Origin of the sequence: Saprospira grandis str. Lewin, assembly GCF_000250635.1 — a bacterium.
GTDB lineage: Bacteria > Bacteroidota > Bacteroidia > Chitinophagales > Saprospiraceae > Saprospira > Saprospira grandis.
Map to the genome: position 1 here is coordinate 3,359,658 of NC_016940.1, position 26,902 is coordinate 3,386,559.

The following is a 26,902-nucleotide window of genomic DNA, read 5'->3' on the forward strand; positions in this document are numbered from 1 at the left end:
GGAATAAAAAATATGGCATACACCTATGAATATCCAAGACCCTCGGTTACGGTAGATTGTGTGGTTTTTGGTTTAGACGATAGCGCAGATTTGCGCATTTTGCTCATTGAACGAGCAGATGACCCTTTTGCGGGACATTGGGCCTTGCCTGGCGGCTTTGTAGATATGGGCGAAGACCTAGATTTGGCCGCCAAACGAGAGCTAGAAGAAGAAACAGGCATTAAAGACATCTTTATCGAGCAGCTCTATACCTTTGGTGCACCAAATCGAGACCCTAGGGGCCGAGTGATTAGTGTGGCTTATTATGCCCTAGTCAATTTATCGGAACATCCCATTAAGGCCGCTTCTGATGCCCGACAAGCCAAATGGTTTAAGATTTCGGAACTGCCACCCTTGGCCTTTGACCATAACAAAGTACTAGAAATGGCCTTGGAGCGACTCCGAGCAAAGGTCTTGTACAAACCTATTGGCTTTGAGCTCTTGCCCGAAAAGTTTACCCTGACTGATCTTCAGAACTTGTATGAAACCATTTTGGGCCAACAACTCAACCGCCGAAATTTTAGGTCCAAAATTCTAAAAATGGGCCTGCTCGAGCAACAAGAACGGCAACAGAATGTGCCGCACCGCCCCGCCTACCTCTATAAATTTAATAAAGAAAAATATCAACGGCTGTCTGAACGCTTAGGCGAATTCATCTTTGAAATTCGCTTTCAACCCAGAGAGACCGAAGACTAAATAGAGCAACTTATGAATGCAGTTATCTTAGTAGATTTACAATACGATTTTTGCCAACATGGCGCCCTAGAGGTCCCCGATGCCAATGCCGTGATCCCTGTCGCCAATAGCCTAATGCCTCATTTTGAGCTGGTGATAGCTACCCAAGATTGGCATCCCGCCAACCACAAAAGCTTTGCAGCCAACCACCTTTTTCGACAGCCTGGGCAAGTAATTGACCTCAATGGCTTAGCGCAAATCCTTTGGCCCATTCACTGTGTGCAAGGAAGCTATGGGGCCGAATTGGTGGACGAATTGGACCAAAGCCAAATTACCAAGATCTTCCAGAAAGGAACTGATATAGAAATTGATAGCTATAGTGGCTTTTTTGATAATGGCCATAGAAAAGCCACCGGCCTAGGCGATTATTTGAAAGAAAAAGGCGTCACAACCGTTTTTGTGCTCGGCCTTGCGCTAGATTATTGCGTCAAGTTTACCGCACTAGATGCTCAGGCCCTAGGCTTTAAAACTTATTTGGTCCAAGATGCTTGTAGAGCGGTAAATATGCAAGCAGAAGATGGAAAAAATGCAATTGCCGAGCTAAAAGCAAAAGGCATTGAAATTGTTGATAGTCAAGATGTTGTTAATTTGGTGTAGATACATCGGTTTTTAACAATTGTTAAAATTACCCCTTTTGGGGGATATTTTTAGTCTGTAATTTGACATTTACAATAAGAGCTGTATCTTTGAATTGTCTTTGTGTTTATTTGTTTGGGTTTTTAGGGGAGGCTGTCCTGAATAAGGGCAGCCTCTTTTTTATTTTTAAGTCACAAAAAGGCCCCGCTAGCTACTGCTAGCGGGGCCTTTTTTAGGATATTTAAGTATTTGTAAAAAAACGCTTATCTTGAGATAAGCTGAATAAGCAGTTTGATAACATTTTGTACAAAATAAATTTAGTATCCTATGTACCTTGATAGTCTAGCTTATCAACATAAACAAGAAGAGTGGTCTATCCAAGATATTCACTTTCTAAAGTTGACACTTTTAGTTGGCATTTCGGGAGTTGGTAAAACGCAGATTCTTCAGGCTATAAATAGCTTGGTCAAGATTAGTAAGGGGGCCAATCAAAATGGATTAGCATGGGATGTCAAATTTCGCAATGAGGGTCAGCACTATCATTGGACAGGCGAATTTGACTTTTTAGTTGATGAAGTAGAGGGCTTAGATTGGCATACCGCTGATAAAAAGAAGATGGCCAAATTGCTTCGAGAAGAACTCTGGTTAAATGATGAACTAATTACAGAGCGCAAAGGAGAGCAAATATATTTTGAGGGTGAAAAAATGCCCAAGCTCTCTTTTACAGAAAGCCTAATTTCCATTTTTAAGGAAGAAGAGGCGATCCGTCCCGCTTATGAAGGCTTTCAGAAAATTATTTTAAGAGATCACACTAAAGAAGTTGGGATATCTTCTACTGATTATAGAATGGAGGATTACCAAACTGTAGAGGAGTTAAAAGCTGCTGAACTCCCCACAATTGTTAAATTGCACTGGCTATACGAAAAAAATGATGATCTTTTTCAGGATATACAGGAGCAATTTTCTGCAGCCTTTCCTCAGGTAGAAGAGATAAAAACAGGCCGAATGGGAGAACTTAGCTCTTTTTTGGGACGAGTAATTATTTTGTCTATAAAAGAAAAAGGAGTTAGTAGTTGGATTCCTCAATATCGCATTTCCTCAGGTATGTTGCGCAGTTTGATTCATATTGCAGAGATGTACTTGTTGGAAAAAGGGACAGTGGTACTGATTGATGAATTTGAGAATAGTTTGGGGACTAATTGTATTGATATTCTGACAGAGGATTTGCTGTATAGCCAAGAAAGTATTCAATTTATAGCCACTAGTCACCACCCCTATATTATCAATCAGGTGCCCTATGATTATTGGAAGCTAGTACAGCGAAAAGCAGGGACCATTTCAACTATTGATGCTAAAGGATTAAACCTTGGAGATTCAAAACACGAACGTTTTCTTCGTTTAATTAACCTGAAGCAATATCGACAAGGAGTGCAAACAAGCTAATTATGAATTTATATATTATAGTCGAGGGGGCTAAGACAGAAATGAGGGCTTATCCAGAATGGTTGGCTAGGCTACTTCCAGAACTTAGCCGAGTTGATGACTATCAGGAGGTGCAGCATAATAATTATTACCTCTTTTCCGCCGGTGGAATTCCCTCGATCTATAATCATCTTGTACATGCTGCAGAAGATATCACAGAACTCGCAGATCGCTACGATTATTTGCTGGTCTGTATAGATAGTGAAGATTTGTCTCTTCTTGATCGAAAAGTTGCACTAGAGAAGGCATTAAAAGAGCGCAATTTTAGTTTGCCCACCAACTGTAAACTAGAAGTGATTGTCCATAAACATTGCATAGAAAGCTGGTTTTTAGGAAACCGAAGAGTCTGTAGCAGGGCGCCAGAATCAGAACGCTTTAGAGCCTTAAAAGCATATTATGATGTGGGAATAGCAGATCCTGAAGAAATGCCCTTAGCCCCAAATCAAACTGGAACTGTAGCACAGTTTCACGCCTACTACCTAAGAGAGATGCTAAAGGAAAAAAATATGCGCTATACAAAAGCAAATCCTTCTGTAGTCTTGACCACTAGCTATTTTCAAGAGATGAAGAACCGAACTGTAGAAACTAAACATCTAGATAGTTTTCGACAGTTCTTGCTGCTTTGTGAACGATTAAAAAAAGAGCTATAAGCTAAGTCACAAAAAAGGCCCTACTCCAATAAGGCCCTAAATTTTGTCATCGTTTTATAAGGTCCCTCAACCACCGATTTTTTGGCCAACCAAGCCGGAATGCTCCCCCCAGCATGGGCCACCAGCTGCTGCCGAACAAATAATTTTCCTCGGCCCATATCCTTAAAATACCAATGCCCCCGCATCTCCTCAATCCGTATAAAACCCGCCTGTCTGGCCTTCTTTTTCGGACAACTCCTAAAGTCAATCCGCAATTCTGTTGCCGATAAACGATGTATTTTATAATGCGTTACATTGTCCCGGTTTTCTATCGGCCAAGGCATATCTACCTGATAATAAACATAGAATTCATCATCAGAAACCTGCTCTAGGTTTTCATTCAATGGGGTTTCATACATCCACTTTTTGCGCATCTCTGCCCGCTTAATAGCCGCTTCTACCGCTTCTAAATTGGCCGAAATATACATTTCTGCTCGACTCTCTTTCATTTCCCAACCCGCCAAAGGGCGACTATAAACGGATATTTCTGATTTTTCTTTGGCCAATTCCCATTGCTGCCCTTGCAAAGGACCAAAAACGAGGAGGAGGGCAAATAAAACTAACTTCTTCATAGGCTTTCTTTTTGAGTACGGCTTTTTTTTATTAAACAGATGTTTAAATTAAGCTCTTCCCCCTATCCAATTCCGCAATTTTTAAAATTTTTTCTGCCTGATTCCAAAAGACTTAGCCTGTACATCCTACTGCCTACTCAAAAAATATTTGGCAAATCTAAAAAGCCGCCTTATATTTGCAGCGGAGCCAAGAGACACGGGCAGCTCCTACTGAACTCCCCCAGGTCGGAGACGAAGCAAGGGTAGGTGGTTGAGCGCCCGGTGTAGATCGGGCTCCTTTTTTTATGAGAATCATCAATAGATTATATATAAAGCCAGTTTTCTGTAAAGAGGACTGGCTTTTTCTTTTTGGGGCCCTTAACTTCATGAGGATTTCAACCCTCATTTATAGATTATCTCAAAGCGATGCCATTGTTGCGCTGGCTTTTAAGCTAGCGAAAAGGTAGCTGGGCCATGGCGCCAAGCCCTCTGTTTGGTCCAAAAAGGCTTAGGCGCAAGCGATGGGCAGGCCCGCAGGGCCTGCTTTTGGCCGCCCAGAGGGCGGCTGGCAACGGATGAGCGATGCGCAGCAGTGGCCGAAGGCCAGACCAAGGAGCCGAAGGCGAGGAAGGGCCGAGCGAGTAGCGAGCTGCGCAGCGTAGCGACCCAAGGCCGAAGGCCGCAGGGGCAGCCCCAAAAAAACAAAAAAAAATTGCGCAAAACTTGGTAACTTTAGGGCCAGAAAAAAGTTTTTTAGCCGCTACTCCAAAAATATATGGGACGAAAACCAGTCAAAAAAGAACGAATCGATGACCCTAGCCTTAAAGCTAGCTGGATCGAACAACTCTCTACGGTCTATCTTCGCAATGGATTGACCAAATTTACCATGGACGATATTGCCGCAAAATTGGGCATTAGCAAGGCCACTTTGTATAAGTATTTTGCCTCTAGAGCCGAAATCCTAGATGCGGTCGTTCGTCTGCGAATTACCGAAATTGAAGCCTTTGAGGACCAACTAAGCGATGATAAAATTACCTTTAGCGAACGCTATTTTGAGGTGATCAAAACCGCCTCGGTCATGCTGGCCGAAATGTCCAATCAGTTTCTCATTGATAGCCGACAGCTTTACCCTGAGCTCTGGGCCAAAATGCGGGATTTTCAAGACCGAGCCCTCTTTGTGGCCGAAGCCTTCTACCGAAAAGGCATTGAGGCCGGTATCATGAACGATATCAACCCTCGTCTGTTGGCCCTAACAGATAAAATGTTCATCCGCTCTGTTGCCGATGAAGCCTTTTTGCAAGAGTATGATATCTCTTTGCAAGCCGCCTTTGATAATTATTTTTTGATGAAAAGCCGAGGCATTTTTAAGCAGAGCTATCTGCAAAAAAATGCAAGGGAAGAAGAAGAACAATAAGCTTTTTTATGGATACAGCCCATCAGTTTTATACGCTTACACTAAAAGAAGTGATTTCGCTTTCTAGCGATACGGTAAAGCTCGTTTTTGAGATTCCTCAAGCGCTCAAGGAGCAGTTTAGCTATCTTGCGGGCCAATATGTTACGCTTCGTTTTGTCCTTAATGGCCAAGAAGAACGCCGAGCCTATTCGCTCTGCTCTAGTCCCGCTCTAGACCAAGATCTGGCCGTGGCCGTCAAAAGAGTGCCCAATGGCCTAGTCTCTAATCATATTAACGATCAGCTTAAGGCAGGAGACCAAATTGAGGTCATGCCTGCAGAAGGCCATTTTGTGGCCCAACCCCAAGCCGATGAGAAAAAAGATTATTTCCTTTTTGGAGGCGGAAGCGGACTGACGCCGCTTTTGTCTATCTTGAAATCAGTGATCGAGCTAGCCCCAAAAAGTCGGGTTTTTCTCTATTACCAAAATAGAACAGAAGACAGCATTTTGTTTAGAGAAGAACTAGAGCGTCTGGAAAAACGCTATGCGGGCCAACTGCTTGTTCAACATATCCTCAGCCAACCCAAAACCGAAACTTCTGGCGGTTTTATGGGCCTATTTGCCAAAAAGAACCGAAGCTGGAAGGGGGAAGTGGGACGAATTGACGCCAAAAGGGCTAGCCGCTTTATCAAGCAGCATCAGGCAGAGGATGGTCGCCCCAAAGCGCTTTATCTTTGTGGACCCGCAGGCCTGATGGATGCGGCCCAAAAAGCAGGCGAAAACTTGGGTGTCGACCAAATTCACAGAGAGTGGTTCAATGCCGATGAAGCCCCAAAAAATGAGGTAAATGCTCAAGCCAATGCCAAGGTCTATGCCCGCATCGATGGGGAAGACTTTGAGGTCGTTTTGCAAAAGAAAGAATCTATCTTAGATGGTTTGCGTAGGGTAGGGGCCGATGCGCCTTTTTCTTGTATGTCTGGCGCCTGCTCTAGCTGTATGGCCAAGATCGAAGAAGGTAGCGTAGAGATGGAACGCTGTCTGGCCCTAGATGAGGAGGAGGTCGCCCAAGGCTTTATCCTCAGCTGCCAGTCTAAGCCCACTACGCCTATTGTCCGTATCAACTTTGATGTCTAATTTATGGCTAGCCCCAAAGAAATTATCCGAGATGTTAAACAGGGCAAAATCGCCCCAATCTACTTCTTGCATGGCGAGGAGGAGTTTTATATTGATGAAATTGCCGACTTTATTGAGGCCAATGCCCTTTCTGAGGACCAAAAAGCCTTCAATCAAACTATTTTGTATGGCAAGGATACCGACTTTAAGCAGGTTCTAGATGCCGCCCGCCGTTACCCTATGCTGGCCGAACGGCAGTTGGTGGTCCTTAAGGAGGCCCAAAGTATGCGCAGTTTGGACCAACTAGAGGCTTATGTCAAAAATCCCTTGCCCACTACGCTTTTGCTTATTTTGCATAAGCACAAAAAACTCGATAGCCGCAAAAAGCTAGGCAAAAGCCTCAAAGCGGCCGAAAAAGCGGGCAAGGCGGTCCTTTTTGAAAGTAAAAAGCCCTATGAAAATGAGCTGCCCAATTGGATTCGCAATTACCTCAAGGACAAAGGCGCCCAAATAGAAGAAGAGGCGGGCCAGCTGCTGGCCGAATATCTGGGCAACGACTTGAGCAAGATCGCCAATGAGCTCGAAAAGCTGCTGATTAACCAGCCCAAAGGCCAATTAATTGGAAAGGCAGAAATTGAGAAAAATATTGGCATTAGTAAGGATTATAATGTCTTTGAGCTACAATCGGCCCTAGCCCAAAAAGATGCTCTTAAGGCCCAAAGAATTGTCAAGTACTATCAGGCCAATCCCAAAGCGGGCCCCCTGCCCATGCTCACGGGGGTGCTCTACAATTTCTTTAGTAAGGCTTATATTTGCCGCTTTCTGAGCAATCTAGATGATGTCAGTATTGCTGCAGCTATTGGCCAAAGAGCCTATGGCCGCCCGGGCCAAAAAACAAAGCGCTTCGCCGATTATCGCTATGTGCAGAAAAATTACTCTCTGCCTCAATTAGAGGCCATTATCGCCCTGCTCAAAATCTATGATCTCCGATCCAAAGGGGTGGGCTGGCCGCAGGTAGGCGACTTTTTTAACGAACAAACCGAGTCGGGCCAATTATTACAAGAATTGGTCTCCAGAATTCTACAAATTGATTAAGCTAATGAATAAGTACGAATCACTCCAACAGGCCGCCCAGGCCTATTTTGCCCAAAACCCTGAGGCAAAACAAGAAAAAGTTATCCTCCTTTGGCGAGAAGAAGGCGGCTCCAGCCTTTCTTATTATGGCGGCCAAGCCAGCCAGTTAAGGGATTGGCCCGAGCGCCAAGGCCAGCCGATGCAGCATGTTTTGCGCCTAGATTTGCGGCAGCTGCCTCAGCCCCCAGCCGATTTTCTCTCTCTTTTTGTGGCGAATCCAGCAGATAATGAGGCTTTTTTACCTTTCAATGACTCTAGCCAACTCCATTTTCATACGGGCCAGGCCGCTATGCCCAATACTCCGCCTATTGCGCCCCTTGCTAGCCAAATGATTCAGCAAAAAGCTCTGATGCTCCCTAGCGAGATTTTTGGCTGGGAAGCGCCCAATGAAGCCCTAAAGGCGATCCGCCAACAACTGTTCAATTGCTCTTACTTGGGCGGCCAACCGCTCTGGCTCCAAAGCGATGAACATCATGGCGCCTTTATTGGCCAATTTGATGAGCGACTGGCGCCAGACCTTAACCTTGGCGACTCAGGCCTCATGTATCTCTTTGAAGATACCGCCTTTTGGCAATGCTACTAAACATTTTTCGCCAGCTTTTCTTTAAGAAGGGCTGGCGCTTCTTTTTTTGGGGCTGCCCCGCCCTGCGGGCGGGTCGGGCTGTGCGGGGGCTCGCTATTCGCTCGGCCCTTCGCAGGCTTCGCCTGCTCGGTCTGGCCTTCGGCCACCCCCTACCATCCCTCAGCCTGCGGCGGCTTCGCCGCCTGTCCCATCCAAATGGACCAAAATTAAATGCGGTAAAAAGTATTAATCCTATTACTTTTGTGCGGAATATCTGGGGGAACTAAAGCATAGCTTTTTGCCCCCTTGCTTAAGGACCAAAATTTAAGACCTAATATAACTACAGAATGAAAGACGAAAAAGCAGCAATTTTAGCCTGTCTGCAAAAGGGAGGGAGCTTGCTCTATCCCACAGATACGATCTGGGGCCTGGGCTGCGATGCCCATAATGTAGCCGCTGTAGAACAGTTGTACCAGCTCAAGCAGCGCCCCGCAGAAAAGTCCCTGATTCTCCTCGTCTCCGATATCGAGATGCTGAAGCAATACGTTTTTCCCGTTCCCCCCAAGGCCGCTAAGCTCATTAGCTTTCATGAACGCCCCCTCACCATTATTTACGATCAACCGAAGAACCTTCCCAAAGAACTCTTAGCCGCCGATGGCAGCATCGCTATCCGCGTCTGCCAATCCGCTTTTTGCCAAGATTTTATCCGCGCCTTTGGCCGAGCCGTGGTCTCTACCTCTGCCAATTATAGCGGCCAAACTAGCCCCGCCCATTTTGGCGAAATCGAGCCCAGCCTCATAGCAAAAGTAGATTATGTTTGTGAGTATGGCCAAGATGATCGCCAAGAAGTGGCCCCCTCTACGATTGTCCGTATTGGACCCAAGGAAGAATTGGAGTTTATTCGACCCTAATTGGGGAGGGCGCTTAATTTTGCTATCTTTGCGCCTTCTAATCTATTTGAAAACATAGTTTGCACCTTCCTATGCAATTTGAGATGACGGCCCAAGAGGAGGCCTTGTTTAAGACTATTGCCCAAGCCGCTCAGAAGCTGGGCTTTCCTACTTATGTGATTGGCGGATATGTCCGCGACCGCCTTTTGGGCCGCTCAAGTAAGGGGAAGGACCTCGACCTCGTTTGTGTCGGTAGCGGTATCGAATTGGCCAAGGCGATCGCCAAATGCTTAAAACCACAACCTAAGGTGGTCACTTATGCCCGCTTCGGTACAGCCGCTTTGCATCATAAGGACTGGGAAATCGAGCTGGTCGGCGCCCGAAAAGAATCTTACCGCCCCGAATCTCGCAAACCCATTGTAGAGGATGGTACCCTAGAAGATGACCAAAATCGCCGCGATTTTACGATTAACGCCTTAGCCATTTCGCTCAATGAAGCCGATTTTGGCCAGTTGCTAGATCCCTTTGGCGGCCTAGCCGATCTAGAGGCAAAATGTATTCGCACCCCGCTTGCTCCAGAAACCACCTTCTCCGATGACCCGCTCCGTATGATGCGGGCCATCCGCTTCGCTAGCCAGTTGGGCTTCGAGATTGAGGAGAAGACTTTCGCAGCTATTCAGTCAGAGCGGGAACGCATTCACATCATCTCTCAAGAGCGCATTAGTAGTGAGCTGAATAAGATTATGCTTTCGACTAAGCCTTCTTTGGGCCTTAGCCTGCTGTTTAAGTCGGGCCTACTCGAGCTGATTTTCCCCGAGCTTTACGCCATGCATGGGGTAGATGAAAAAGAAGGGGTCCGCCATAAGGATAATTTCTGGCACACCCTCAAGGTAGTCGATAATATGGCCGAAAAGAGCGATGATCTCTGGATGCGCTGGTCGGCCCTCTTGCACGATATTGCCAAACCACTGACCAAACGCTATTTTAAGGGCCAAGGCTGGAGTTTTCATGGGCATGAGGCCGTAGGCGGCAAATTGGTCCCCAAAATATTTAAGCGCTTTAAGTTGCCATTGGACCAAAAAATGAAAAAGGTCCAGAAAATTGTGAGCATGCACCAACGTCCTATTCTGCTCACCCAAGACCGAGAAAATATTACCGATTCTGCCATTCGCCGCCTTTTGTTTGAGGCCGGAGACGATCTAGAGGACCTGCTCTTGATGTGTGAGGCCGATAGCACCACTGCCAATCCCAAAAAATTGGCCCGCTATGCCGACAACCTCATCTTCCTGCGCCAACGTCTGCAAGAGGTAGAAGAAAAAGACCACCTCCGCCAATGGCAGCCCCCCATTTCGGGAGAGGAAATTATGGAGACCTTCCAGATTAAGCCCTCCAAACAGGTGGGCCAACTCAAAAATGCCATCCGCGAGGCGATCCTCGATGGCCTGATTGCCAATGAGTATGAGGCCGCCCGCAATTTTATGCTAGAACAGGCTGCCGCAATGGACCTCTTTCCTAAAAAATAGTACGCCATGAATCAACTGCAAGTCAAACATTTTTCTACCTATACTCGACTAGAAGATAAGGATATCCGCACGGTGGTGGTCCTAGAAGATGAGTCGATTTGGTGGCATGCCCCTGGCTATCCCTGGCAGCCCTCTTCCAATGATGGCCTGCCCAAAGATTATAAAATTGCTCATTTTGTGGCCTACAGCCGCTCTGCTCGAGATGGCAGTCGTTATGTGGCCGTTCTAGAAGATCAATCGATCTGGTGGTTTGTTCCGGGTCATCCTTGGCAGCCTTCTTCCAGCAAAGGCCTACCCGACAATTACCAAGTTGCCGATTTTCAGGCTTTTATGCAGGACCAACAGACGGTCTATATGCTTCGGCTGCAAGACCAAACGATCTGGATGTTTACCCCTGAAAGTAGCTGGCAGCCGCTCCCGCTCAATGGTTTGCCATTAAAGGGAAACACTCAAAATTTACAGCAATAGTTATAAAGCCTCCTATTTAGGGGGCTTTTTTTGTTGGTTGGGATAATTATGGCGAATAAAAAACAAAAGCCAAACTGCAGAAGAAAAAAGCTAGAAGAAAAAAAATGGATGAGCAGGCCTAGCGATGTGCAGCAGTGGCCGTCAGGCCAGACCGAGGCAGCGAAGCTGGCGAAGGGCCGAGCGAGGAGCGAGCTGCGAAACGTAGCGCCTGCCGCAGGCAGGAGGCCCCAAAAAATGAGTATAGAGAAGAAAGATTTGGGGGAATAAAAAGCAAGCATTGTAGGTATCTGCATTGGGGGTATTTTTTAGCGGCGAAATTTTTTTAAAAAAAACAACCAAAGGGCGAAGGATTATATGGGGAGGAGGGTCTAAAGAGGTATTAAATTTAAGAATACCAAAAGCGATGATTATGAACAGATCCTTCAAAATGGCTTCCTTTTTATTTTTGGGCTTAGCAGTAGCCAGTTCGGCTTGTAAAAAGGAAGAGGAAGAAATTTCGGGCAGTGAAGAAACCGTAGTGAGTGTAGAGTCCAGTTATTTTACAGCGGCGAATACGAACACCACCGTAACGATTGTACCTTGTACGCTTTCTGATGGGACAGAAACGGATTGTTATGAGATCGTAACGACGAGTATGCCTACTGATCATCAGATGGGGCCTTGGTGTCCGGACAACATTAGCGATGATGCATCTGCTGGAGGGATTTGGTTAGAGGGGGGAGTAGTTTATGATGTAGATGGTGCCTTTGTGCAGAATATGGCTAGTTTTTATAATGACAGCACTTGGCAGATGTATGATGCCAATGGAGATATTTACACAACAGACACAGAGCAAGAATGTATAGATGCGGCCAATCCTAATGTTGGGGCGGCATATGAAAACTTCTGTGTAGAGTGCATTCCTTCTTACATTGCTACGGTTAGTCATACTTGGACCATTCCGATAACTCCAGTTCTTCAGGAAGTTGCTGTAGATTTTATGACGGCGGGGCAGCCTGGTCCTCCTCCGGGCCAAAGTACAATTCCATCAACAAGAGGGTTGGCTTTGAATGGCGTTGAGTTTTCTGCACCGGCTCCGGTAAGCAACATATTGGGGGCTTATACGCTAGCTCCTTTTGATGATGCGGGGGGGCATATCAATGTTTCTCAGGGGTATCATTATCATGCTGCAACAGGAGTTAGTTATGCTGTTGCGCAGGACGATGGTCATGCGGACTTGATTGGATATGCTTTGGATGGTCATGGTATTTATGCTCGATTGGATGCTGATGGCAATGAACCTACAGATTTGGATGATTGTAGAGGGCATTATGATGAAGTAAGAGGTTATCATTATCATGTAGATGCTGCGGGGAACAACAACTTTATCAATTGCTTAAAGGGAGCATATGTAGAATAAATTTCATTGTCGTTTAAACCAATTTATTAGAGTAGGGTCTTAGTTTTAATTTTACACCACAAAATGGAAACTTATGAAAACTCTAATGATGGCTGTTAGCTTTGCTTTTATCGCATTGAATTGTAACGCACAAAGAGGAGAGCGCAAAGCGCCTCCTACGACAGAAGAAGTATTTGAACAAATGGATGCCGACCAAGATGGTTTGCTTGCAGAATCGGAGGTAAAAGGTCCTTTGAAAAAAGATTTTGCTACAATTGATGCCAACCAGGATGGTTTTATTAGCCCTGAGGAGCTAGAAAACGCTCCAAAACCAGAAAAAAAGAAACGAACTCGAGGCCGTAGAGAGGATTAGATAACTACAGTCTTGTTTGTTTTTTTAGGGGCAGCCAATTGAGGTTGCCCTTTTTTTATAAAACTGAATATCTTGGGGGCTCACTAAACAAAATTCTAATGAAATTTATTTTTTTTACCGCTTTATTATTTGCCTTCTCGATCAGTTTGCATGGGCAAACCCTAGAAGGGCAGATCCTCGATCAGTCCTCTTCTCCTATTGCTGAGGCGACCATTATCAACAGGGCCAATCAGCAGCATAGCCATAGTGATTTGCGGGGTAGTTTTCAGCTAGAAAAAGTGGCTGTTGGAGATACTTTAGAGTTTCGACATCTTTTATATCGCCCTAAGGTATTGTTGGTGGTCCAAACGGACAGCTCTATAATTGTACAATTAGATGATTTGGCGGTGGAGCTTGAAGAAGTTGTCATCAACAATAAGGTAAATAGCCTACAGCTCCTTTCTGATATTGATTTACAGTTGCAGCCCGTAAAATCTTCTCAAGACTTATTAAAAAAAGTGCCTGGCCTTTTTATTGGGCAGCATGCTGGGGGCGGCAAGGCCGAGCAGATATTTCTGCGTGGTTTTGACATTGACCACGGTACTGATTTGAGCATCACGGTAGATGATATGCCCGTAAATATGGTTTCGCATGCGCATGGGCAGGGTTATGCAGATTTGCATTTTCTGATTCCTGAAACGGTAGAGCAAATTCAGTTTGAAAAAGGAAGCTACAATGAGCAAAAAGGTAATTTTGCTACAGCTGGCTATGTCAATTTCAAAACTAAAAACTACCTAGAAGATAATCTGATTAAACTAGAAGCTGGTCAATATAATAGTGCTCGTGTTTTGGGGCTCTTTAAATTATTTAATAGCGAAAAGCAATCGGCTTATATCGCTAGCGATTATCAAGCAACTGATGGCTATTTTGAAAGCCCCCAGCACTTTGATCGGCTCAATCTCTTTGCTAAATATAGCCTAAATAGCTCCCCAAATAATCACATAAATATTACGGCCTCGCATTTTCAAAGTAGTTGGGACGCCTCGGGCCAAATCCCTACAAGAGCAGTAGAACAAGGACTCATTAGCCGCTTTGGAGCTATAGATGATACCGAGGGCGGACAAACTAGCCGAACAAATATTCGTTTGGCGCACAAAAAAATTATTGATGCGCATTCTTTGATCAAAACGAGCCTCTACTGGAGCAAGTACGATTTTGAACTCTATTCTAATTTTACCTTCTTCTTAGAAGACAGCATCAATGGCGACCAAATCAAACAGCGAGAAGATCGAAATATCTACGGCCTAAATACAGAGTATAATCGCTTCTTTCATTTTAATCAGTTAGAAGGGGCCCTGATCGCCGGCCTACAACTAAGAGCCGATGAATCTATAGACAATGAACTCTCTCATACGATCAACCGCCAAACCGTTTTGGAGCAAATCCAATTTGGCGATATCCAAGAAAAAAATGCCGCTGCTTATCTAGGCGCAAAATTAAATATTGGCAAATGGCTGATCCAGCCCAGCTTGCGCCTAGATTATTTTGATTTTGCTTATACCAATCATCTGAGCAGCGAATATGACCATCGCGCTACAACAAAAAGCATCTTGAGCCCAAAACTCAATATCGCTTACCAACAGTCCAATCGCTTGCAGCTCTACCTCAAAGGAGGAAAGGGCTTCCACTCCAATGATAGCCGCCTAGTCATTGCCCAAAATTTAGACGAAATCTTGCCCGCTACCTATGGCTTTGATCTAGGCTATAACTGGAAAATTAGCCCCAAAATGTTCCTCAATATGGCCTATTGGTACCTCTACATGGAACAAGAGTTTGTCTATGTAGGCGATGCCGGTATTGTAGAACCCTCTGGCCGTAGCCAAAGACAAGGTATAGACCTTAGCTATCGATACCAACCTGTCACTTCCCTCTTTTTTAATCTGGATGCCAATTATACCCACGCCCGAAGTATAGAGGAGGAAGTCGGCCAAGATTATATCCCCCTAGCAGCAGATTTTACCCTCCAAGCTGGCCTGAATTATAAACACTCTAGCGGGCTGTATGGGAGCCTCAACCTAAGACATATCAATGACCGCCCCGCCAATGAAGATAATTCTATCGTAGCAGAAGGGTATACCCTGGTCGATGCCAACCTAGGCTATGAGTATAAACAATTTGATTTTGCTGTGCAGCTTCAAAACCTCTTTAATACAGCATGGAACGAAACACAGTTTGCCACCGAATCTCGCCTTTTTAATGAAAGCGAATCGGTAGAGGAAATTCACTTTACACCCGGAACTCCTTTTTTCCTCAAGCTAGTCATGCAATATAAGTTCTAGAATTTGGGGCCCGCGGCCGCCCCTAAAAGGGCGGGCGGCCGCCGCTATGCTGCGGGGCTCACTGTTCGTTCGGCCCTTCAGGCTACACTTCGTTTCGCCTTCGGTCTGGCCTGACGGCCACCCGCTCCGCAGCGCTGGGCCAAGAAAACCCCAACCCCAACCAATAGGAGAGGGGCAAACCCCAAAAAAATATTTTGAATAATTAGCTTCTGAGCATTGATCACCACCTATAAAATTATACAGCATGAAAAAGATCATTCAATATAGCCTATTGCTCCTCTTCCTTTGCTCCTCAACAGGGCTCTGGGCCCACCAACCCAATTTGTCCTCTACCATTTTAATGGAAAAAGAAAACGGAGAGTGGATTATCCAAATCAGAGCCTCCCTTACCGCCTTCGAATATGAAGTAGCTGCACGCTTTGGCCAAGATGCCTATAAAACAGCTGAAGAGTTTAAAGAGTTGGTCGTTAAGCAAATAGAACAAAGCCTGTCGGTGAAATTTAATGAGGGCGAAAGCCTTAAACTGAATAAACCCCAAGTTCGCCTAGGACATGAAAGCAGTATTACTTTTGAACTAGAAGGAAAAACCGAAAACATGAACCTTATAGAGGTGAAGAACACTAGCTTTGAACATATCTCCAGAAACCAAGCCGCCCTAGTTGTACTAAAAAAAGGCTTCGCCAAAAATCAGTTTATGATGAATAAAGAAAATAATCATCAACTATACCTCAAAGCTGAAGATAATAAATTTGAAGCCCTAGACCCTAGCACAGAAAAACAAACTAATGTTTATGCTCTTGTTCTCCTCTTAGGCATCTTGCTAACTGGAATAGCAATTTTTCTACTCGTTAATAAACAATCTAAAATAGCCCCATCCACACCAAATCTCTAACCTTTTAAAATAAAGCCATGAAAAATCAACTGAAATATGCTTTGCTCCTCCTCCTAAGCCTGCAACTCCTCTGGGCCTGCGGAGATGATGAACCCCTCTGTGAAGATACCCTCTGGTATGAAGATACCGACGCCGACGGACTAGGAAATCCTGCCATCAGCAAAACCGCCTGCGAACAGCCAACAGGATATGTAGATAATAGCCTAGATAATGACGATACGAGCCCCTATGTAGTCAATGAAGTCGATGAAACCCTATTTATTACTACAGATGGAAATGTCACGATAAACCGTGTGCCCTGTACCTTATCCGACGGCACAGAAACAGAATGTTTTGAAATTGTGTCTAAACATACTCCCACCGACCACCAAATGGGACCCTGGTGCCCAGAACATATTTCTGATGGACCAGAAGATGGAGGCCTCTGGATGGATAATGGCGTCCTCTATGATGTAGATGGACCCTTTATTGAAAATCTAGCCGTATTCTATAATGATACAAGCTGGAAAATGCATGACGCCAACGGAAATGTCTACCGCTTTACTACTCAACAAGAATGCGAACAGGGCGCCGACCCCAATATCGAAGACCAATATATGAATATGTGCGCCCAATGCCTACCCTCTTGGGTAAACGCTCAAGAACGCTACCTCATCCCCGTTCGACCAACTATTCAAGCTAATTCTACCACACTTGGCGATGGACCAACTCTTGACCAAGCTGGCGTAAGCTATGGCCCCCTAGTTAGAGGACTAGCCTTTAATGGCGTTCGCTTTGACCACCCCGCAGATGTTAATACTATCCTCGCCGGATACCAAATCGCCCCCGTCGATGATGCCGGCGGACATGTCAATAACCGCCTGGGCTACCACTATCACGGAGATATGGGCCTCACTACACGTATCGCTCAAGCAGATGGACATGCCCCCATGATTGGCTACGCCTTAGATGGACACGGACTCTACGCACAATATGATGTCAATGGAAATGAACCTACCGATCTGGACGAATGCCGCGGACATTATGACGAAATTAGAGGCTACCACTATCATGTTATGCCCCTAGAAAATAATGAAATCTTAGAATGCTATCATGGCGCCTGGGCCGAATAATTTTCTAACCAAAAAAATCCTAAGTATGAAAAATCTAATTTATATAGCAGCCGTAATAGGCCTCTTTGGCCTCGCCGCTTGCAATAAAACAGATGAAGATTCCCCCACAGAAGATTACCTCATAAAGGAATCGCTATTTAACGCAAATTCACTGCTGAGCTTTGAACGCATTACCGCCACCCTAGAAGACGGAACTACCGCCGAATGTTTCCAACTTAGCTTCTCTAGCAATCCCGTAGCTAATGGCCCTTTTTGTGCCGAAACAGTTAATGATATAGCCGGATTAAGCGTCTATGATGGGGCTACTAACCCCGGCCTCCGCCTCTGGGCAGCCGATTTCCTCAATGATATGGAAGCCGATGGCTACGATATCGTAGACTCTAACGGCAATGTGAATATTTATGACTTTGTTTCAGGGGCAATCAATATGAATCAGTCTAATTGCTTAGATGCTGCACCCAATGATGACCTAGAACTCACTTTCATTATCCCCGCCAACCCTAAATTAGCCGCATCTAATAATGATATCGAAGAAGTAGAACTCATCGGACTCTCTCTAGATGGCGTCCCCATCAATGGTGATCCCCCCTCAGCAATCAATGGACCCGCCATGAATGGACCAGGCGGAGGAGCAGGCGGTACCGGCGGTACAGCAACAGAAATTAACATCCCATCTCTAGACCCCTGTGGTGGACACCATGACCCCGCTGGCTACTACCACTGGCATTTTGTCCCTCAAGTAATGAATCAAGTACTTGTAGCCAACGGAATTACCGCTACCTCTTGTACCAAAATTACTCAAACAACTACTACCCAATTAGTAGGCTTTGCCAAAGATGGATTTCCTATCTATGCTTATGCTACTCCTCCTACAGATTTAGATGACTGCGGCGGAAGAACAGCCATAACCAACGAATACCCCGATGGCGTTTACCACTATGTAGCTAGCACAACTAGCGCACCCAATGTCCCCCAATGCCTAAAGGGCGTGGCTGCCCAAAATGCTTTCCAATACAACTAAATATGATTAAACCAAAAAAAAAGAGGAAGAGGTAATCCTCTTCCTCTTTTTTACTCAACCACTAAAGCATTGCCTAAATGAAGTTTATCCTGTTCCATCTCCTCCTCACCCTACTCCCTTTTAGTCTTTTTGCCCATAACCCGCTTTCCGCCCGCTATGAACTAAATCAAGAAGATAATCATTGGACCCTCAATGTTAACCTGAGCCAAAGCGGACTAGAACAAGCGCTGCTAAAACAATACAGCAAAGAATCGCTCAATACCAAAACAACCGCCCAACTCAAACAACTGATCATAGAATATATTAAACCCCGATTTGTACTAAAGGTCAACGGAAAAAAAATTACCTTGAAAGATGGCGGCCTGCGCCTAGGAAACCACCAAACAGACCTGAAGTTTATCCTCTCACCCCTACCCCAAAAGATAGAAGAAGCCACGATCAGTATCCCCGCATTTAAGGAGAATAAACAACATCAAACTATCTTTTTTCACCACTTAAATGGCCAAACAGAACATCTCGTTCTCTCTACCAATAATGACTACCAAGCAATAATCATTGAAGCCCCTAAAAGTAAGCTAACCACTTACCTCCTGATTACCCTAGGCGCCCTTATTTTTATTGCCCTCATTTATTATTTACTCGCTAGATAAGGCTTGCCACTACGCCCCCTGTTCTAGCGCTTTGTTATAAGTACCAAATTATACTAAGCTTTGAATGTTAACGCTGAGGAATTATTAAGCCGTATCGCCGCTGAAGACCGCCAAGCTTTTCAGCAGTTTTACCAGCTCTTTGCAGAAAAGGTCTTTAATACAGCCCTTAGCTATACCCAGAACCTTCAAGATGCCGAGGAAGTTACACAAGATGTCTTTCTCAGTATCCATCAAGCCGCAGCCAATTTTAAAGCTAAGGCTGCTGTCAATACTTGGGTCTACCGAATTACAGTCAATAAATCCATCAATTTTCTTAAAAAGAAAAAACGATGGGCCCTCTTTCATCTAAATTATACCCAAAAAGAACAAACAGACTTTGAACACCCCGCCCTGATTCTCGAAAATAAAGAAAATGCAAAACTGCTCTTTCAGTTTATTGCTAGCTTGGCCAATAAACAAAAAACAGCTTTTATCCTTAGCTTTGTCGAGGATTTACCCAGACAAGAAGTAGCCGATATTATGGGCCTCTCCCTAAAAGCCGTAGAATCCCTCCTCCAAAGAGCAAAAAAAAATCTTAGAGCCAAACTAGAAAAATCCTACCCCAACCGAAGGATTTAACCCCCAACCGAAGTCTAATAATATATAGTCACCCTAAAATTATTTTCTATGAATAACAATAAAGAAGAACAACTAAATAATCTGCTCTACAGCATGAAAGGAGCCCCCAAAGCAAAACCGCCAACTCAACTGTTCTCCAAAATTGAACAAGAGTTAGCCTCCCAATCAAAAGTTATCCAACTCAAACAGCTTTCTATTGTCGCCGCCGCCCTAGTAGGCCTCCTAATACTAAATCTTTGGACCATCCAAGCCCTTCAACAAAATAGACAGCTGTCTACCCAAAAACAAAGCAATAACTCCAATATTAGCCTAATGTCTAATTATAAAATTTATCAATAATGAAGCAGCTACAGTTTTATAAATACCTGAGCTTAGGCCTTCTCCTACTAAATATTTCTCTCCTTACCCTTTTCTTTTTCTTTAGCCCCCCGCCCCCAAAAGGCCCACAACGATTAGAAGATACCGCCCAAGAACTTAACTTAAGCAATGAACAAGAACAAGCGTTTATCCTACTCGTAAACGAACATCTGCAGCAAATGCAAAAGGTCCACCTCCAAGAACATGACCTGGTTATGAGGTACTTTAGCCCACTCGTGAGCCAAAATAAACTAAGCGACCAACAAACTATTATCCATGATATTGAATCACTCCAATCACAAAAGGTAATTGTTACCTACGAACACTTCGAAAAAGTAGAAGCCCTCCTCAATGAAGAACAAAAGAAGTCTTTTAAAAGATGGTTGGCCCATACGCTAAAAGCTATCTTGCTAGAAAAATAGAACCCCAAATTTTCTCTTTTAGCCAATCCTCCTAAACGCTAGCTAGTTGTCTCCCCCTCCTTTGTAGGGGGCTTTTTTTTGCCTTTTTTGTTGGTTCTTTTGGGGCCCGCGGCCAGCAAGCTGGCCGCCGCTATGCTGCGGGGCTAAATTTAATGAGGGTTTCAACCCTCATCTATATATCATTGCGAAGCAATACCATTGTTGCGGTGGGTTTTAACCTACCGAAACGGGCCTCCGCAGCGCTGGGCCTTTTGGCCTTCGGCCATCTGTAGGTTTCAACCTACAGGCCCATATAGCAATGATATACCAGTCTCTATAAATTACAGGGCTAGCAGAGATATAAAAACAGCCCCCCTACATCAATTCCAATTCAACCTTAGCCATTTGGCTTGCTGGATTATCAAAGAAGAGCAAGCGGTGGCCCGCAGGCAGTTGCAAGCTAACGCTTTGGTTGGGCTGCAACTCATAGATCTGAGCGGGGATATCATTTGCATTAGCGGCAGAGTAATACTTGACAGCCTCTCCCTCAAGATGTGTAATGCGGATGGTTTCCCCACCACGGAGCAAACCCTCCAGCTGCAGCGAGCGGCTTTCTGCGGCTAGATCTATCTCAAAGAGGCCATAATCTTCTTCTTCTGTGCTTTCTTCGCTGCTACCGTTGTTGCTGCGGCGGAAGTACTTGAGTTCGTAAAAGTCAGCCACCTGATTGATGTCTCGGTAATAGTGAAACTCTAGGCGGGCAAAGCAGGCAAAGAGTCCCAAAGACAATTCTTCTCGCTGCTGCTCGAGCAAAGTAGAGTTGTTATTGTAATGGTATTCTAGCCCCTGCTGTTCGTTGCGGAGATCTTCTAGTTGTTGGCCATAGCTGGCAACGGTAGTCCCTAGGTTAGCCAATTGGGGATCTTGGAGTAGATTGCGCCCCAAGGTTTTAACGAGTTGGATGCGAACTTCAAGGCTATTATTTTGAAAAACGCCACGGCCCTGCGGAAAGAAGCTTTTGTACTGACGGCTCTGATTGTCATAGCTGATCTGAATCTCGGCGGCCCAACGGCGAAGTAGGGGCCCGTTACTTCTTCTAGCAGCTCCTTAAACTCTGCTGTTTTTGCATGATAAGCCGTACGCCCATCAATAGAACGCTCATACTGCTGCAAGAAAGCAAAATAAAAAGGCTCGAAAAAGGTCAAGATGTCCTGAATGTCAGGATCCGTAGCCGCTTTGATGCGTAGCTTGCTCAAATGATCTGTAGCTAGCTGATACATTTTTTTGAAGGAGCCTTTCGTACTGCTATAAAAGAAATTACTTAGGGCTGCCCAATCTGGGTTTTGAAACATAATAATAAAATTATTGGGGTTGTAAAATAGATAACGTTATAAACTTAGGTAAATACTTTTTAAATGTCAAGCTTTTTCCTAAATAATTATAACTTTTTTGGTATTTGCTGTTTACGACTTATCAATTTGGTGCGTTAAATAGGGGATTTAGTTTGTAGTTGCAGAATAGGGCATAAAGGTTTTGATATGGTGTTCTGCAACTGCAGAATAGGGCGTAAAGGTTTTGATATGGTGTTCTGCAACTGCAGAATAGGGCATAAAGGTTTTGATATGGTGTTCTGCAACTGCAGAATAGGGCATAAAGGTTTTGATATGGTGTTCTGCAACTGCAGAATAGGGCATAAAGGTTTTGATATGGTGTTCTGCAACTGCAGAATAGGGCATAAAGGTTTTGATATGGTGTTCTGCAACTGCAGAATAGGGCATAAAGGTTTTGATATGGTATTCTGCAACTGCAGAATAGGGCATAAAGGTTTTGATATGGTATTCTGCAACTGCAGAATAGGGCATAAAGGTTTTGATATGGTATTCTGCAACTGCAGAACAGGGCGTAAAGGTTTTGATGGGGTATTCTGCAGCTACAGAATAGGGCATAAAGGTTTTGATATGGTGTTCTGCAACTTCAGAATAGGGCGTAAAGGTTTTGATGGGGTGTTCTGCAACTGCAGAATAGGGCATAAAGGTTTTGATGGGCTTTTTGGCCTTCGGCCATGGCGGCAAAGCCGCCATCTGCAGCCTAAAGGCCGCAGCCAATCCAGTTGGGCCATCATCTTGCTCGCCGCAGGAGCTTAAAAGCCCCTGCTTCCAAGATAGAAGGCAGGGGCTTAGGTTTTTCAGGACCTGCGGCTTTTAAGCCGCAGGCCAAGTGGCGATAAAGAGCTAGCTTATTGGACCCTAATCTGGCTGCGGCTTTTAAGCTGCAGCCCATGGCCGCAGGCCAAACGGCCTAGCGATGCGGCGGGGTGGCCGTCAGGCCAGACCAAGGCGGCAAAGCCGCCGCAGGGCCGAGCGAACAGCGAGCCCCAAAGCGTAGCGCCTGCCGTAGGCAGGAGGCCCCAAAAAATCATCCCTATCTAGATAGGCTGGACAAAAAAGAGCTTGATTTGTATTTTTTAGCTATTTTAACAGCCAGAACAAAACAAACAATACGATGAACCCAGGAGGAAAACAAATAGAAAAGCTCAGCCAGCTTTTACCCAAATCATTATTGCAACATCAGATTCAAGCAAAGGAGTTGGCCCGCTTTGGGGAGCAGCTTAAGCGCTTTAAGTTGCAGATGGAGGGGCATGAGCTGCGGCAGGAGTCGGAGGAGAATGCAAAGACCTATATCAGCGAGTTTTTACGCAATAGCTTTTATCCCATAGATCGCTATACGATCAATACGCTGGACCGCTTGGATATGGTGATTCAGGAGGGAGATGCCGGCGCTAGGCCTTTGGTCCTTTTAGAATGTAAGCGGCCACAGAACCCCGCCGAGTTTCCTACGGTAAATAAGCTGAATACCAAAGCCCTACAAGAGCTTTTGCTCTATTATTTGCGGCAGCGGCTAGATGAACAGAACAATGATATTAAGCAGTTGGTCATTACGAATGGCAACGAATGGTTTTTCTTTTCGGCCAATAGCTTTTATGAATGCTTTTATAAGAATAAGGCCCTGATTCGGGAGTATGAGGCTTTCCGCGATGGGAAAAAAGACAGTAGCAAGACGGAGCTCTTTTATAAGGAGATTGCCCAAAAGTATATTGCCGAGCTTTTGGATGGGGAAACAGGCAAAAGCTTGCCCTTTTATTATCTAGACATCCGCAAAGAATTTAGTGAGCGGGCCTTGCTCTATGTCTACAAACTCTTTTCGCCTTATTATTTGTTGCGGGAGCCCCTAGGCAATGATAACAACCAGCTCAATAAGGAGTTTTATTATGAGCTCTTGCATATTATGGGCCTAGAAGAGCAGCAAGAGAAGGGGAAAAAACTAATTGGTCGGGCCAGCCAAGGCAAGCGACATGATGCCTCTTTGCTAGAATCGACAATCTATGCCCTGAGCGAAACCGATGCCTTATATAAGGTAGATCGGCCTAGACAATATGGCCCGAATAAGGAGGAGCAGTATTTTCATCTGGGCTTAGAGCTCTCTTTGAGCTGGATCAACCGATTGCTGTTCCTCAAGTTGCTAGAGGCGCAGCTGATTCAGCAGGAGGAAGAACAAAAGGGCTTTCTGAATTATCAGTTTTTGCCCAAGTTCAATAAGCTCAAGGAGCTGTTTTTCTCGGTTTTGGCCAAGCGAAAGGCCGACCGACATCAGCGGGTGCAGGCCGATTATGCGCAGATCCCCTATCTAAATTCCTCTTTGTTTGAGGAGACAGCCCTAGAGCAAAATGTCCTTTCTATTTCGGCCCTAGAGGAGCTAGAACTGCCGCTTTATGAAAAGACGGTGCTCAAGGATGCCAACCTCAAACGGATGCAGGGGAAATTGCCCCTACTAGATTATCTCTTCCGCTTTCTAGAGGCCTACAACTTTAGTGAGGCCGAGGGAGGCGAAGAACTCTTGCAGGAAGGCGAGCAGCAGAAGAGCCTGATTTCTGCCTCGGTGCTGGGGCTGATCTTTGAAAAGATCAATGGCTATCAGGATGGCTCTTTTTATACCCCCGCTTATATTACCATGTATATGAGTCGGCAGAGCCTGCAAAAGGCCGTGATTCAGAAGTTGGCCCAGGCTTTTGATTTGGGGGAGGATATTGAAGATTTGGAGGAGTTGGATGATCGCCTTTATCGACAGCATTTTCGGAAGTGCAAAACAGAAGCAGAAAAAGAAAGCTTCCGTTTGGCCGTAAATGCCGAGATTGATAGCCTGCGCATCTGTGATCCCGCCGTAGGTTCGGGCCACTTTCTGGTCAGTGCGCTCAATGAGCTGCTCTATATTAAGAATGAGTTGGGGCTGCTGTTGGATCAGCAAAACAAACCTTTGCGGATTGAGCTAGAGATTGAAAATGATGAGTTGATTATCCGTTATCGGGAAGGCGACTTATATGTATATAGTAGAAAGGGGGATCGCTCTCAGGATATCCAACAGGCGATCTTTGAGAACAAGCGGCATTTGATTGAGAACTGTTTGTTTGGGGTAGACCTCAACCCCAATTCGGTTAAGATTTGCCGTTTGCGCCTCTGGATTGAGTTGCTCAAGCATGCCTATTATACCGAGGATGGCGAATTGCAGACCCTGCCCAATATTGATATCAATATTAAGACGGGCAACTCCTTGATTAGTCGCTTTGCCTTGGAGGAGGATTTGTCTGCCGCCTTTAAACAAAAGGGCCGCAAGAAAAAAGGAGCCATGCAGCCCAAATATAGTTTGAATGATTACCGCAATGCCGTGGCCAGCTATAAGAGCAGCAATGATAAGGGCAAAAAGCGGGAGATCATGCAGATTATCCAAGAGGTAAAAGCTGGTTTTCAGGAAAGCCTCAGCCGCAAATTTATTGCGCAGGTGTCCAAGGTCAGAGGAGCCTATGCCAAGAAAAAGGAAGAACTAGATAACCTCAAGCTCTTTGGTCAGAAGATTAGCAAGGCCGAAAAAACAAAGCTCAAAAGCCTCAAGAATAAACTCGCTAAGGTAGAGGCCGAAAAAGAAGCCCTGATTAACAATGAAATCTATGACCGAGCCTTTGAATGGCGCTTCGAGTTTCCAGAGGTACTGAATGAGGATGGTAGCTTTAGGGGCTTTGATGTGGTGATTGGGAATCCGCCTTATATTCAACTGCAACAGAATGGGGGCGCTTTGGCTAAGCTTTATCAAGATCAGGGCTATACTGTTTTCAATCGATCAGGAGATATTTATATGCTCTTTTATGAAAAAGCGGAGCAGTTACTTAGAGAAGGGGGAACTGTGAATTTTATTACGGGAAGTGCTTGGCTAAGAGCAAAAGGGGCTAGAGCTTTACGCAATTTCTTTACAGAAAAAATGCGGACCCTAGCCGTAGTTGATTTATCGGACTGTCAAATTTTTGATACGGCAACTGTATTGACTAGTCTAGGTTTTTTCCAAAGAAACAGCCCTCTATTCCCTATAAAAGCATTAAGAATTGTTCGAGCCGAGCAAGAAAAACTAGATGATTTGGCTACTTACTTTGCTGCACATCATATAGATATGGATGAGTTTGAAAAGGATGAAGCTTGGATCATTTTAGATAAGGAGCGGCATATTATTAAGCAAAAAGTAAGTGCAGAGGGTAAAGCCTTGAGGGATTGGGATGTAGAAATTAACTATGGGATTAAGACTGGCTATAATGAGGCTTTTGTGATTAGCCAAGAGCAAAGAGATGCCCTAATTAAGGCAGACCCCAAGAGCGCAGAGGTCCTAAAACCAATCCTAAGAGGAAGAGATATTGGGCGTTATTCGCTTAATTTTAGTGATTTGTGGCTAGTGTTTATTCCTTGGCATTTTCCACTGCATGAGGACAGTACAATTACAGGTGTTTCTCAGGAGGCTGAGTCAGAGTTTGAGAAAAGTTATCCAGCCGTATATCAACATTTAGTCAATCATAAGGATCGGCTATCTGCTAGAAATAAGGCAGAAACAGGAATTCGTTATGAGTGGTATGCTCTTCAACGCTGGGCAGCAAATTACTGGCAACAATTTGATCAACCGAAGCTTATTTACCCGAATATGACTAAGTTTCTGCCTTTTGCGCTTGATTTGAAAGGAGAGTACTATACGAATCAGAAGTGTTTTATCATGACAGGAGCTGCTGTATATTATTTAACAGCCTTTTTTAATTCAAAGCTATTTCGCTATTGTTTTGCGGATAACTTTCCAGAATTGCAGGGCAATACAAAAGAGCCTAGTAAAGTATATATGGAGCTAATACCTATAAAAGAACCTAGTCCAGCAGAGGAAGCTGTTTTAAAGGAGCTCGTCGAACAGCGTTTAGCGGCTGTTAGTAAGGAGGAGCAGCGGCAACTAGAGGAGGAGATTGATCGGGCGGTTTATGCCTTATATGGATTGACAGAGGAGGAGATCATGATGGTAGAGGGGGGGAGCTAGGATTTGGGGCCCGCGGCCAGCAAGCTGGCCGCCGCTATGCTGCGGGGCTAAATTTAATGAGGGTTTCAACCCTCATCTATATATCATTGCGAAGCAAGACCATTGTTGCGGTGGGTTTTAACCTACCGAAACGGGCCTCCGCAGCGCTGGGCCGTTTGACCTTCGGCCATGGGGCGAAATGAAATGAGCCTGCAGGGCTGAGTTCGCTATTGTTTAAGCTATAATTTAATCTAGCCTA

26 protein-coding genes are annotated in these 26,902 nt (G+C 44.9%); 22 read left to right on the plus strand and 4 right to left on the minus strand.

Annotated features, from left to right (window positions below):
• Positions 1–12: 12 nt before the first annotated feature.
• The 4 genes from SGRA_RS14830 to SGRA_RS14845 all read left to right on the plus strand — a co-directional run bounded on the left by SGRA_RS14830 (position 13) and on the right by SGRA_RS14845 (position 3,482).
• On the plus strand, positions 13–735 hold the full coding sequence (locus SGRA_RS14830) for an NUDIX hydrolase (RefSeq protein WP_015693578.1): 723 nt from the start codon (positions 13–15) through the stop codon (positions 733–735).
• A gap of 12 nt (positions 736–747) precedes the next feature.
• Complete coding sequence (pncA, locus tag SGRA_RS14835) at positions 748–1,371, plus strand: bifunctional nicotinamidase/pyrazinamidase (RefSeq protein ID WP_015693579.1); 624 nt, start codon at positions 748–750, stop codon at positions 1,369–1,371.
• A gap of 306 nt (positions 1,372–1,677) precedes the next feature.
• Entirely contained in the window at positions 1,678–2,793 is a 1,116-nt protein-coding gene (locus SGRA_RS14840; RefSeq protein ID WP_015693580.1) for an AAA family ATPase, read from the plus strand.
• Positions 2,794–2,795: 2 nt separating this feature from the next.
• Positions 2,796–3,482: a hypothetical protein gene (locus SGRA_RS14845; RefSeq protein WP_015693581.1), complete on the plus strand. Its 687-nt coding sequence runs from the start codon at positions 2,796–2,798 to the stop codon at positions 3,480–3,482.
• A 20-nt stretch (positions 3,483–3,502) separates the two neighbouring features.
• Here the strand turns inward: SGRA_RS14845 and SGRA_RS14850 are convergent, their stop codons facing one another.
• Positions 3,503–4,093, minus strand: coding sequence for an START domain-containing protein (locus tag SGRA_RS14850; protein WP_015693582.1), 591 nt, complete (start codon positions 4,091–4,093; stop codon positions 3,503–3,505).
• A 754-nt stretch (positions 4,094–4,847) separates the two neighbouring features.
• On the opposite strand from SGRA_RS14850, the gene SGRA_RS14860 reads away from it, so the two are divergent.
• From SGRA_RS14860 to SGRA_RS14955, 17 genes are all read left to right on the plus strand, one after another.
• Positions 4,848–5,486, plus strand: coding sequence for a TetR/AcrR family transcriptional regulator (locus tag SGRA_RS14860; RefSeq protein WP_015693584.1), 639 nt, complete (start codon positions 4,848–4,850; stop codon positions 5,484–5,486).
• Between the two features lie 8 nt (positions 5,487–5,494).
• On the plus strand, positions 5,495–6,598 hold the full coding sequence (locus SGRA_RS14865; protein WP_015693585.1) for a ferredoxin--NADP reductase: 1,104 nt from the start codon (positions 5,495–5,497) through the stop codon (positions 6,596–6,598).
• A gap of 3 nt (positions 6,599–6,601) precedes the next feature.
• On the plus strand, positions 6,602–7,672 hold the full coding sequence (gene holA / locus SGRA_RS14870; RefSeq protein ID WP_015693586.1) for a DNA polymerase III subunit delta: 1,071 nt from the start codon (positions 6,602–6,604) through the stop codon (positions 7,670–7,672).
• Positions 7,673–7,676: 4 nt separating this feature from the next.
• Positions 7,677–8,294 carry a hypothetical protein gene (locus tag SGRA_RS14875; protein WP_015693587.1) on the plus strand — a complete coding sequence of 206 codons (618 nt, stop codon included), beginning with the start codon at positions 7,677–7,679 and terminating at the stop codon, positions 8,292–8,294.
• A gap of 326 nt (positions 8,295–8,620) precedes the next feature.
• On the plus strand, positions 8,621–9,184 hold the full coding sequence (locus SGRA_RS14885; RefSeq protein WP_015693589.1) for an L-threonylcarbamoyladenylate synthase: 564 nt from the start codon (positions 8,621–8,623) through the stop codon (positions 9,182–9,184).
• 71 nt (positions 9,185–9,255) lie between these two features.
• On the plus strand, positions 9,256–10,686 hold the full coding sequence (locus SGRA_RS14890) for a CCA tRNA nucleotidyltransferase (protein ID WP_015693590.1): 1,431 nt from the start codon (positions 9,256–9,258) through the stop codon (positions 10,684–10,686).
• A gap of 6 nt (positions 10,687–10,692) precedes the next feature.
• Positions 10,693–11,154: a hypothetical protein gene (locus SGRA_RS14895; protein ID WP_015693591.1), complete on the plus strand. Its 462-nt coding sequence runs from the start codon at positions 10,693–10,695 to the stop codon at positions 11,152–11,154.
• 409 nt (positions 11,155–11,563) lie between these two features.
• On the plus strand, positions 11,564–12,553 hold the full coding sequence (locus tag SGRA_RS14905) for a YHYH protein (RefSeq protein WP_015693593.1): 990 nt from the start codon (positions 11,564–11,566) through the stop codon (positions 12,551–12,553).
• A 73-nt stretch (positions 12,554–12,626) separates the two neighbouring features.
• A complete protein-coding gene (locus SGRA_RS14910; RefSeq protein ID WP_015693594.1) occupies positions 12,627–12,905 on the plus strand; it encodes an EF-hand domain-containing protein in 279 nt (92 codons plus the stop codon).
• Between the two features lie 98 nt (positions 12,906–13,003).
• Entirely contained in the window at positions 13,004–15,223 is a 2,220-nt protein-coding gene (locus SGRA_RS14915) for a TonB-dependent receptor (protein WP_015693595.1), read from the plus strand.
• A gap of 244 nt (positions 15,224–15,467) precedes the next feature.
• Positions 15,468–16,115, plus strand: a complete 648-nt coding sequence (locus SGRA_RS14925) for a hypothetical protein (protein WP_015693596.1) — start codon at positions 15,468–15,470, stop codon at positions 16,113–16,115.
• Positions 16,116–16,132: 17 nt separating this feature from the next.
• Positions 16,133–17,227: a YHYH protein gene (locus tag SGRA_RS14930; protein ID WP_015693597.1), complete on the plus strand. Its 1,095-nt coding sequence runs from the start codon at positions 16,133–16,135 to the stop codon at positions 17,225–17,227.
• A 25-nt stretch (positions 17,228–17,252) separates the two neighbouring features.
• Positions 17,253–18,248 carry a YHYH protein gene (locus SGRA_RS14935; protein ID WP_015693598.1) on the plus strand — a complete coding sequence of 332 codons (996 nt, stop codon included), beginning with the start codon at positions 17,253–17,255 and terminating at the stop codon, positions 18,246–18,248.
• 77 nt (positions 18,249–18,325) lie between these two features.
• Positions 18,326–18,898: a DUF6702 family protein gene (locus SGRA_RS14940; RefSeq protein WP_015693599.1), complete on the plus strand. Its 573-nt coding sequence runs from the start codon at positions 18,326–18,328 to the stop codon at positions 18,896–18,898.
• A gap of 60 nt (positions 18,899–18,958) precedes the next feature.
• Positions 18,959–19,516 (plus strand): RNA polymerase sigma factor, encoded by a 558-nt coding sequence (locus SGRA_RS14945; RefSeq protein WP_015693600.1) that lies wholly within the window; start codon positions 18,959–18,961, stop codon positions 19,514–19,516.
• Positions 19,517–19,564: 48 nt separating this feature from the next.
• Positions 19,565–19,855 (plus strand): hypothetical protein, encoded by a 291-nt coding sequence (locus SGRA_RS14950; RefSeq protein WP_015693601.1) that lies wholly within the window; start codon positions 19,565–19,567, stop codon positions 19,853–19,855.
• Positions 19,855–20,295 carry a hypothetical protein gene (locus SGRA_RS14955; RefSeq protein WP_015693602.1) on the plus strand — a complete coding sequence of 147 codons (441 nt, stop codon included), beginning with the start codon at positions 19,855–19,857 and terminating at the stop codon, positions 20,293–20,295. Before SGRA_RS14950 ends, SGRA_RS14955 begins: the two co-directional genes overlap by 1 nt.
• Before the next feature lie 354 nt (positions 20,296–20,649).
• On the opposite strand, the gene SGRA_RS24135 is transcribed toward SGRA_RS14955, so the two are convergent.
• From SGRA_RS24135 to SGRA_RS14965, 3 genes are all read right to left on the minus strand, one after another.
• Entirely contained in the window at positions 20,650–21,219 is a 570-nt protein-coding gene (locus tag SGRA_RS24135) for a hypothetical protein (protein WP_015693603.1), read from the minus strand.
• Positions 21,177–21,626 (minus strand): hypothetical protein, encoded by a 450-nt coding sequence (locus SGRA_RS24140; RefSeq protein ID WP_015693604.1) that lies wholly within the window; start codon positions 21,624–21,626, stop codon positions 21,177–21,179. Before SGRA_RS24140 ends, SGRA_RS24135 begins: the two co-directional genes overlap by 43 nt.
• 147 nt (positions 21,627–21,773) lie before the next feature.
• Positions 21,774–22,304: a hypothetical protein gene (locus SGRA_RS14965; protein ID WP_050981203.1), complete on the minus strand. Its 531-nt coding sequence runs from the start codon at positions 22,302–22,304 to the stop codon at positions 21,774–21,776.
• 472 nt (positions 22,305–22,776) lie between these two features.
• Between SGRA_RS14965 and SGRA_RS14975 the strand changes: the two genes are divergently transcribed.
• Entirely contained in the window at positions 22,777–26,664 is a 3,888-nt protein-coding gene (locus SGRA_RS14975) for a type IIG restriction enzyme/methyltransferase (protein ID WP_015693607.1), read from the plus strand.
• Positions 26,665–26,902: the final 238 nt, after the last annotated feature.

Bases quoted from the DNA above. Each gene is read 5' to 3' on its own strand.
- SGRA_RS14830 (WP_015693578.1), top strand. From the start codon at position 13: ATGGCATACACCTATGAATATCCAAGACCCTCGGTTACGGTAGATTGT.
- pncA (WP_015693579.1), top strand. From the start codon at position 748: ATGAATGCAGTTATCTTAGTAGATTTACAATACGATTTTTGCCAACAT.
- SGRA_RS14840 (WP_015693580.1), top strand. From the start codon at position 1,678: ATGTACCTTGATAGTCTAGCTTATCAACATAAACAAGAAGAGTGGTCT.
- SGRA_RS14845 (WP_015693581.1), top strand. From the start codon at position 2,796: ATGAATTTATATATTATAGTCGAGGGGGCTAAGACAGAAATGAGGGCT.
- SGRA_RS14850 (WP_015693582.1), bottom strand. From the start codon at position 4,093: ATGAAGAAGTTAGTTTTATTTGCCCTCCTCCTCGTTTTTGGTCCTTTG.
- SGRA_RS14860 (WP_015693584.1), top strand. From the start codon at position 4,848: ATGGGACGAAAACCAGTCAAAAAAGAACGAATCGATGACCCTAGCCTT.
- SGRA_RS14865 (WP_015693585.1), top strand. From the start codon at position 5,495: ATGGATACAGCCCATCAGTTTTATACGCTTACACTAAAAGAAGTGATT.
- holA (WP_015693586.1), top strand. From the start codon at position 6,602: ATGGCTAGCCCCAAAGAAATTATCCGAGATGTTAAACAGGGCAAAATC.
- SGRA_RS14875 (WP_015693587.1), top strand. From the start codon at position 7,677: ATGAATAAGTACGAATCACTCCAACAGGCCGCCCAGGCCTATTTTGCC.
- SGRA_RS14885 (WP_015693589.1), top strand. From the start codon at position 8,621: ATGAAAGACGAAAAAGCAGCAATTTTAGCCTGTCTGCAAAAGGGAGGG.
- SGRA_RS14890 (WP_015693590.1), top strand. From the start codon at position 9,256: ATGCAATTTGAGATGACGGCCCAAGAGGAGGCCTTGTTTAAGACTATT.
- SGRA_RS14895 (WP_015693591.1), top strand. From the start codon at position 10,693: ATGAATCAACTGCAAGTCAAACATTTTTCTACCTATACTCGACTAGAA.
- SGRA_RS14905 (WP_015693593.1), top strand. From the start codon at position 11,564: ATGAACAGATCCTTCAAAATGGCTTCCTTTTTATTTTTGGGCTTAGCA.
- SGRA_RS14910 (WP_015693594.1), top strand. From the start codon at position 12,627: ATGAAAACTCTAATGATGGCTGTTAGCTTTGCTTTTATCGCATTGAAT.
- SGRA_RS14915 (WP_015693595.1), top strand. From the start codon at position 13,004: ATGAAATTTATTTTTTTTACCGCTTTATTATTTGCCTTCTCGATCAGT.
- SGRA_RS14925 (WP_015693596.1), top strand. From the start codon at position 15,468: ATGAAAAAGATCATTCAATATAGCCTATTGCTCCTCTTCCTTTGCTCC.
- SGRA_RS14930 (WP_015693597.1), top strand. From the start codon at position 16,133: ATGAAAAATCAACTGAAATATGCTTTGCTCCTCCTCCTAAGCCTGCAA.
- SGRA_RS14935 (WP_015693598.1), top strand. From the start codon at position 17,253: ATGAAAAATCTAATTTATATAGCAGCCGTAATAGGCCTCTTTGGCCTC.
- SGRA_RS14940 (WP_015693599.1), top strand. From the start codon at position 18,326: ATGAAGTTTATCCTGTTCCATCTCCTCCTCACCCTACTCCCTTTTAGT.
- SGRA_RS14950 (WP_015693601.1), top strand. From the start codon at position 19,565: ATGAATAACAATAAAGAAGAACAACTAAATAATCTGCTCTACAGCATG.
- SGRA_RS14955 (WP_015693602.1), top strand. From the start codon at position 19,855: ATGAAGCAGCTACAGTTTTATAAATACCTGAGCTTAGGCCTTCTCCTA.
- SGRA_RS24140 (WP_015693604.1), bottom strand. From the start codon at position 21,626: ATGTTTCAAAACCCAGATTGGGCAGCCCTAAGTAATTTCTTTTATAGC.
- SGRA_RS14965 (WP_050981203.1), bottom strand. From the start codon at position 22,304: ATGCCCTATTCTGCAGTTGCAGAACACCCCATCAAAACCTTTACGCCC.
- SGRA_RS14975 (WP_015693607.1), top strand. From the start codon at position 22,777: ATGAACCCAGGAGGAAAACAAATAGAAAAGCTCAGCCAGCTTTTACCC.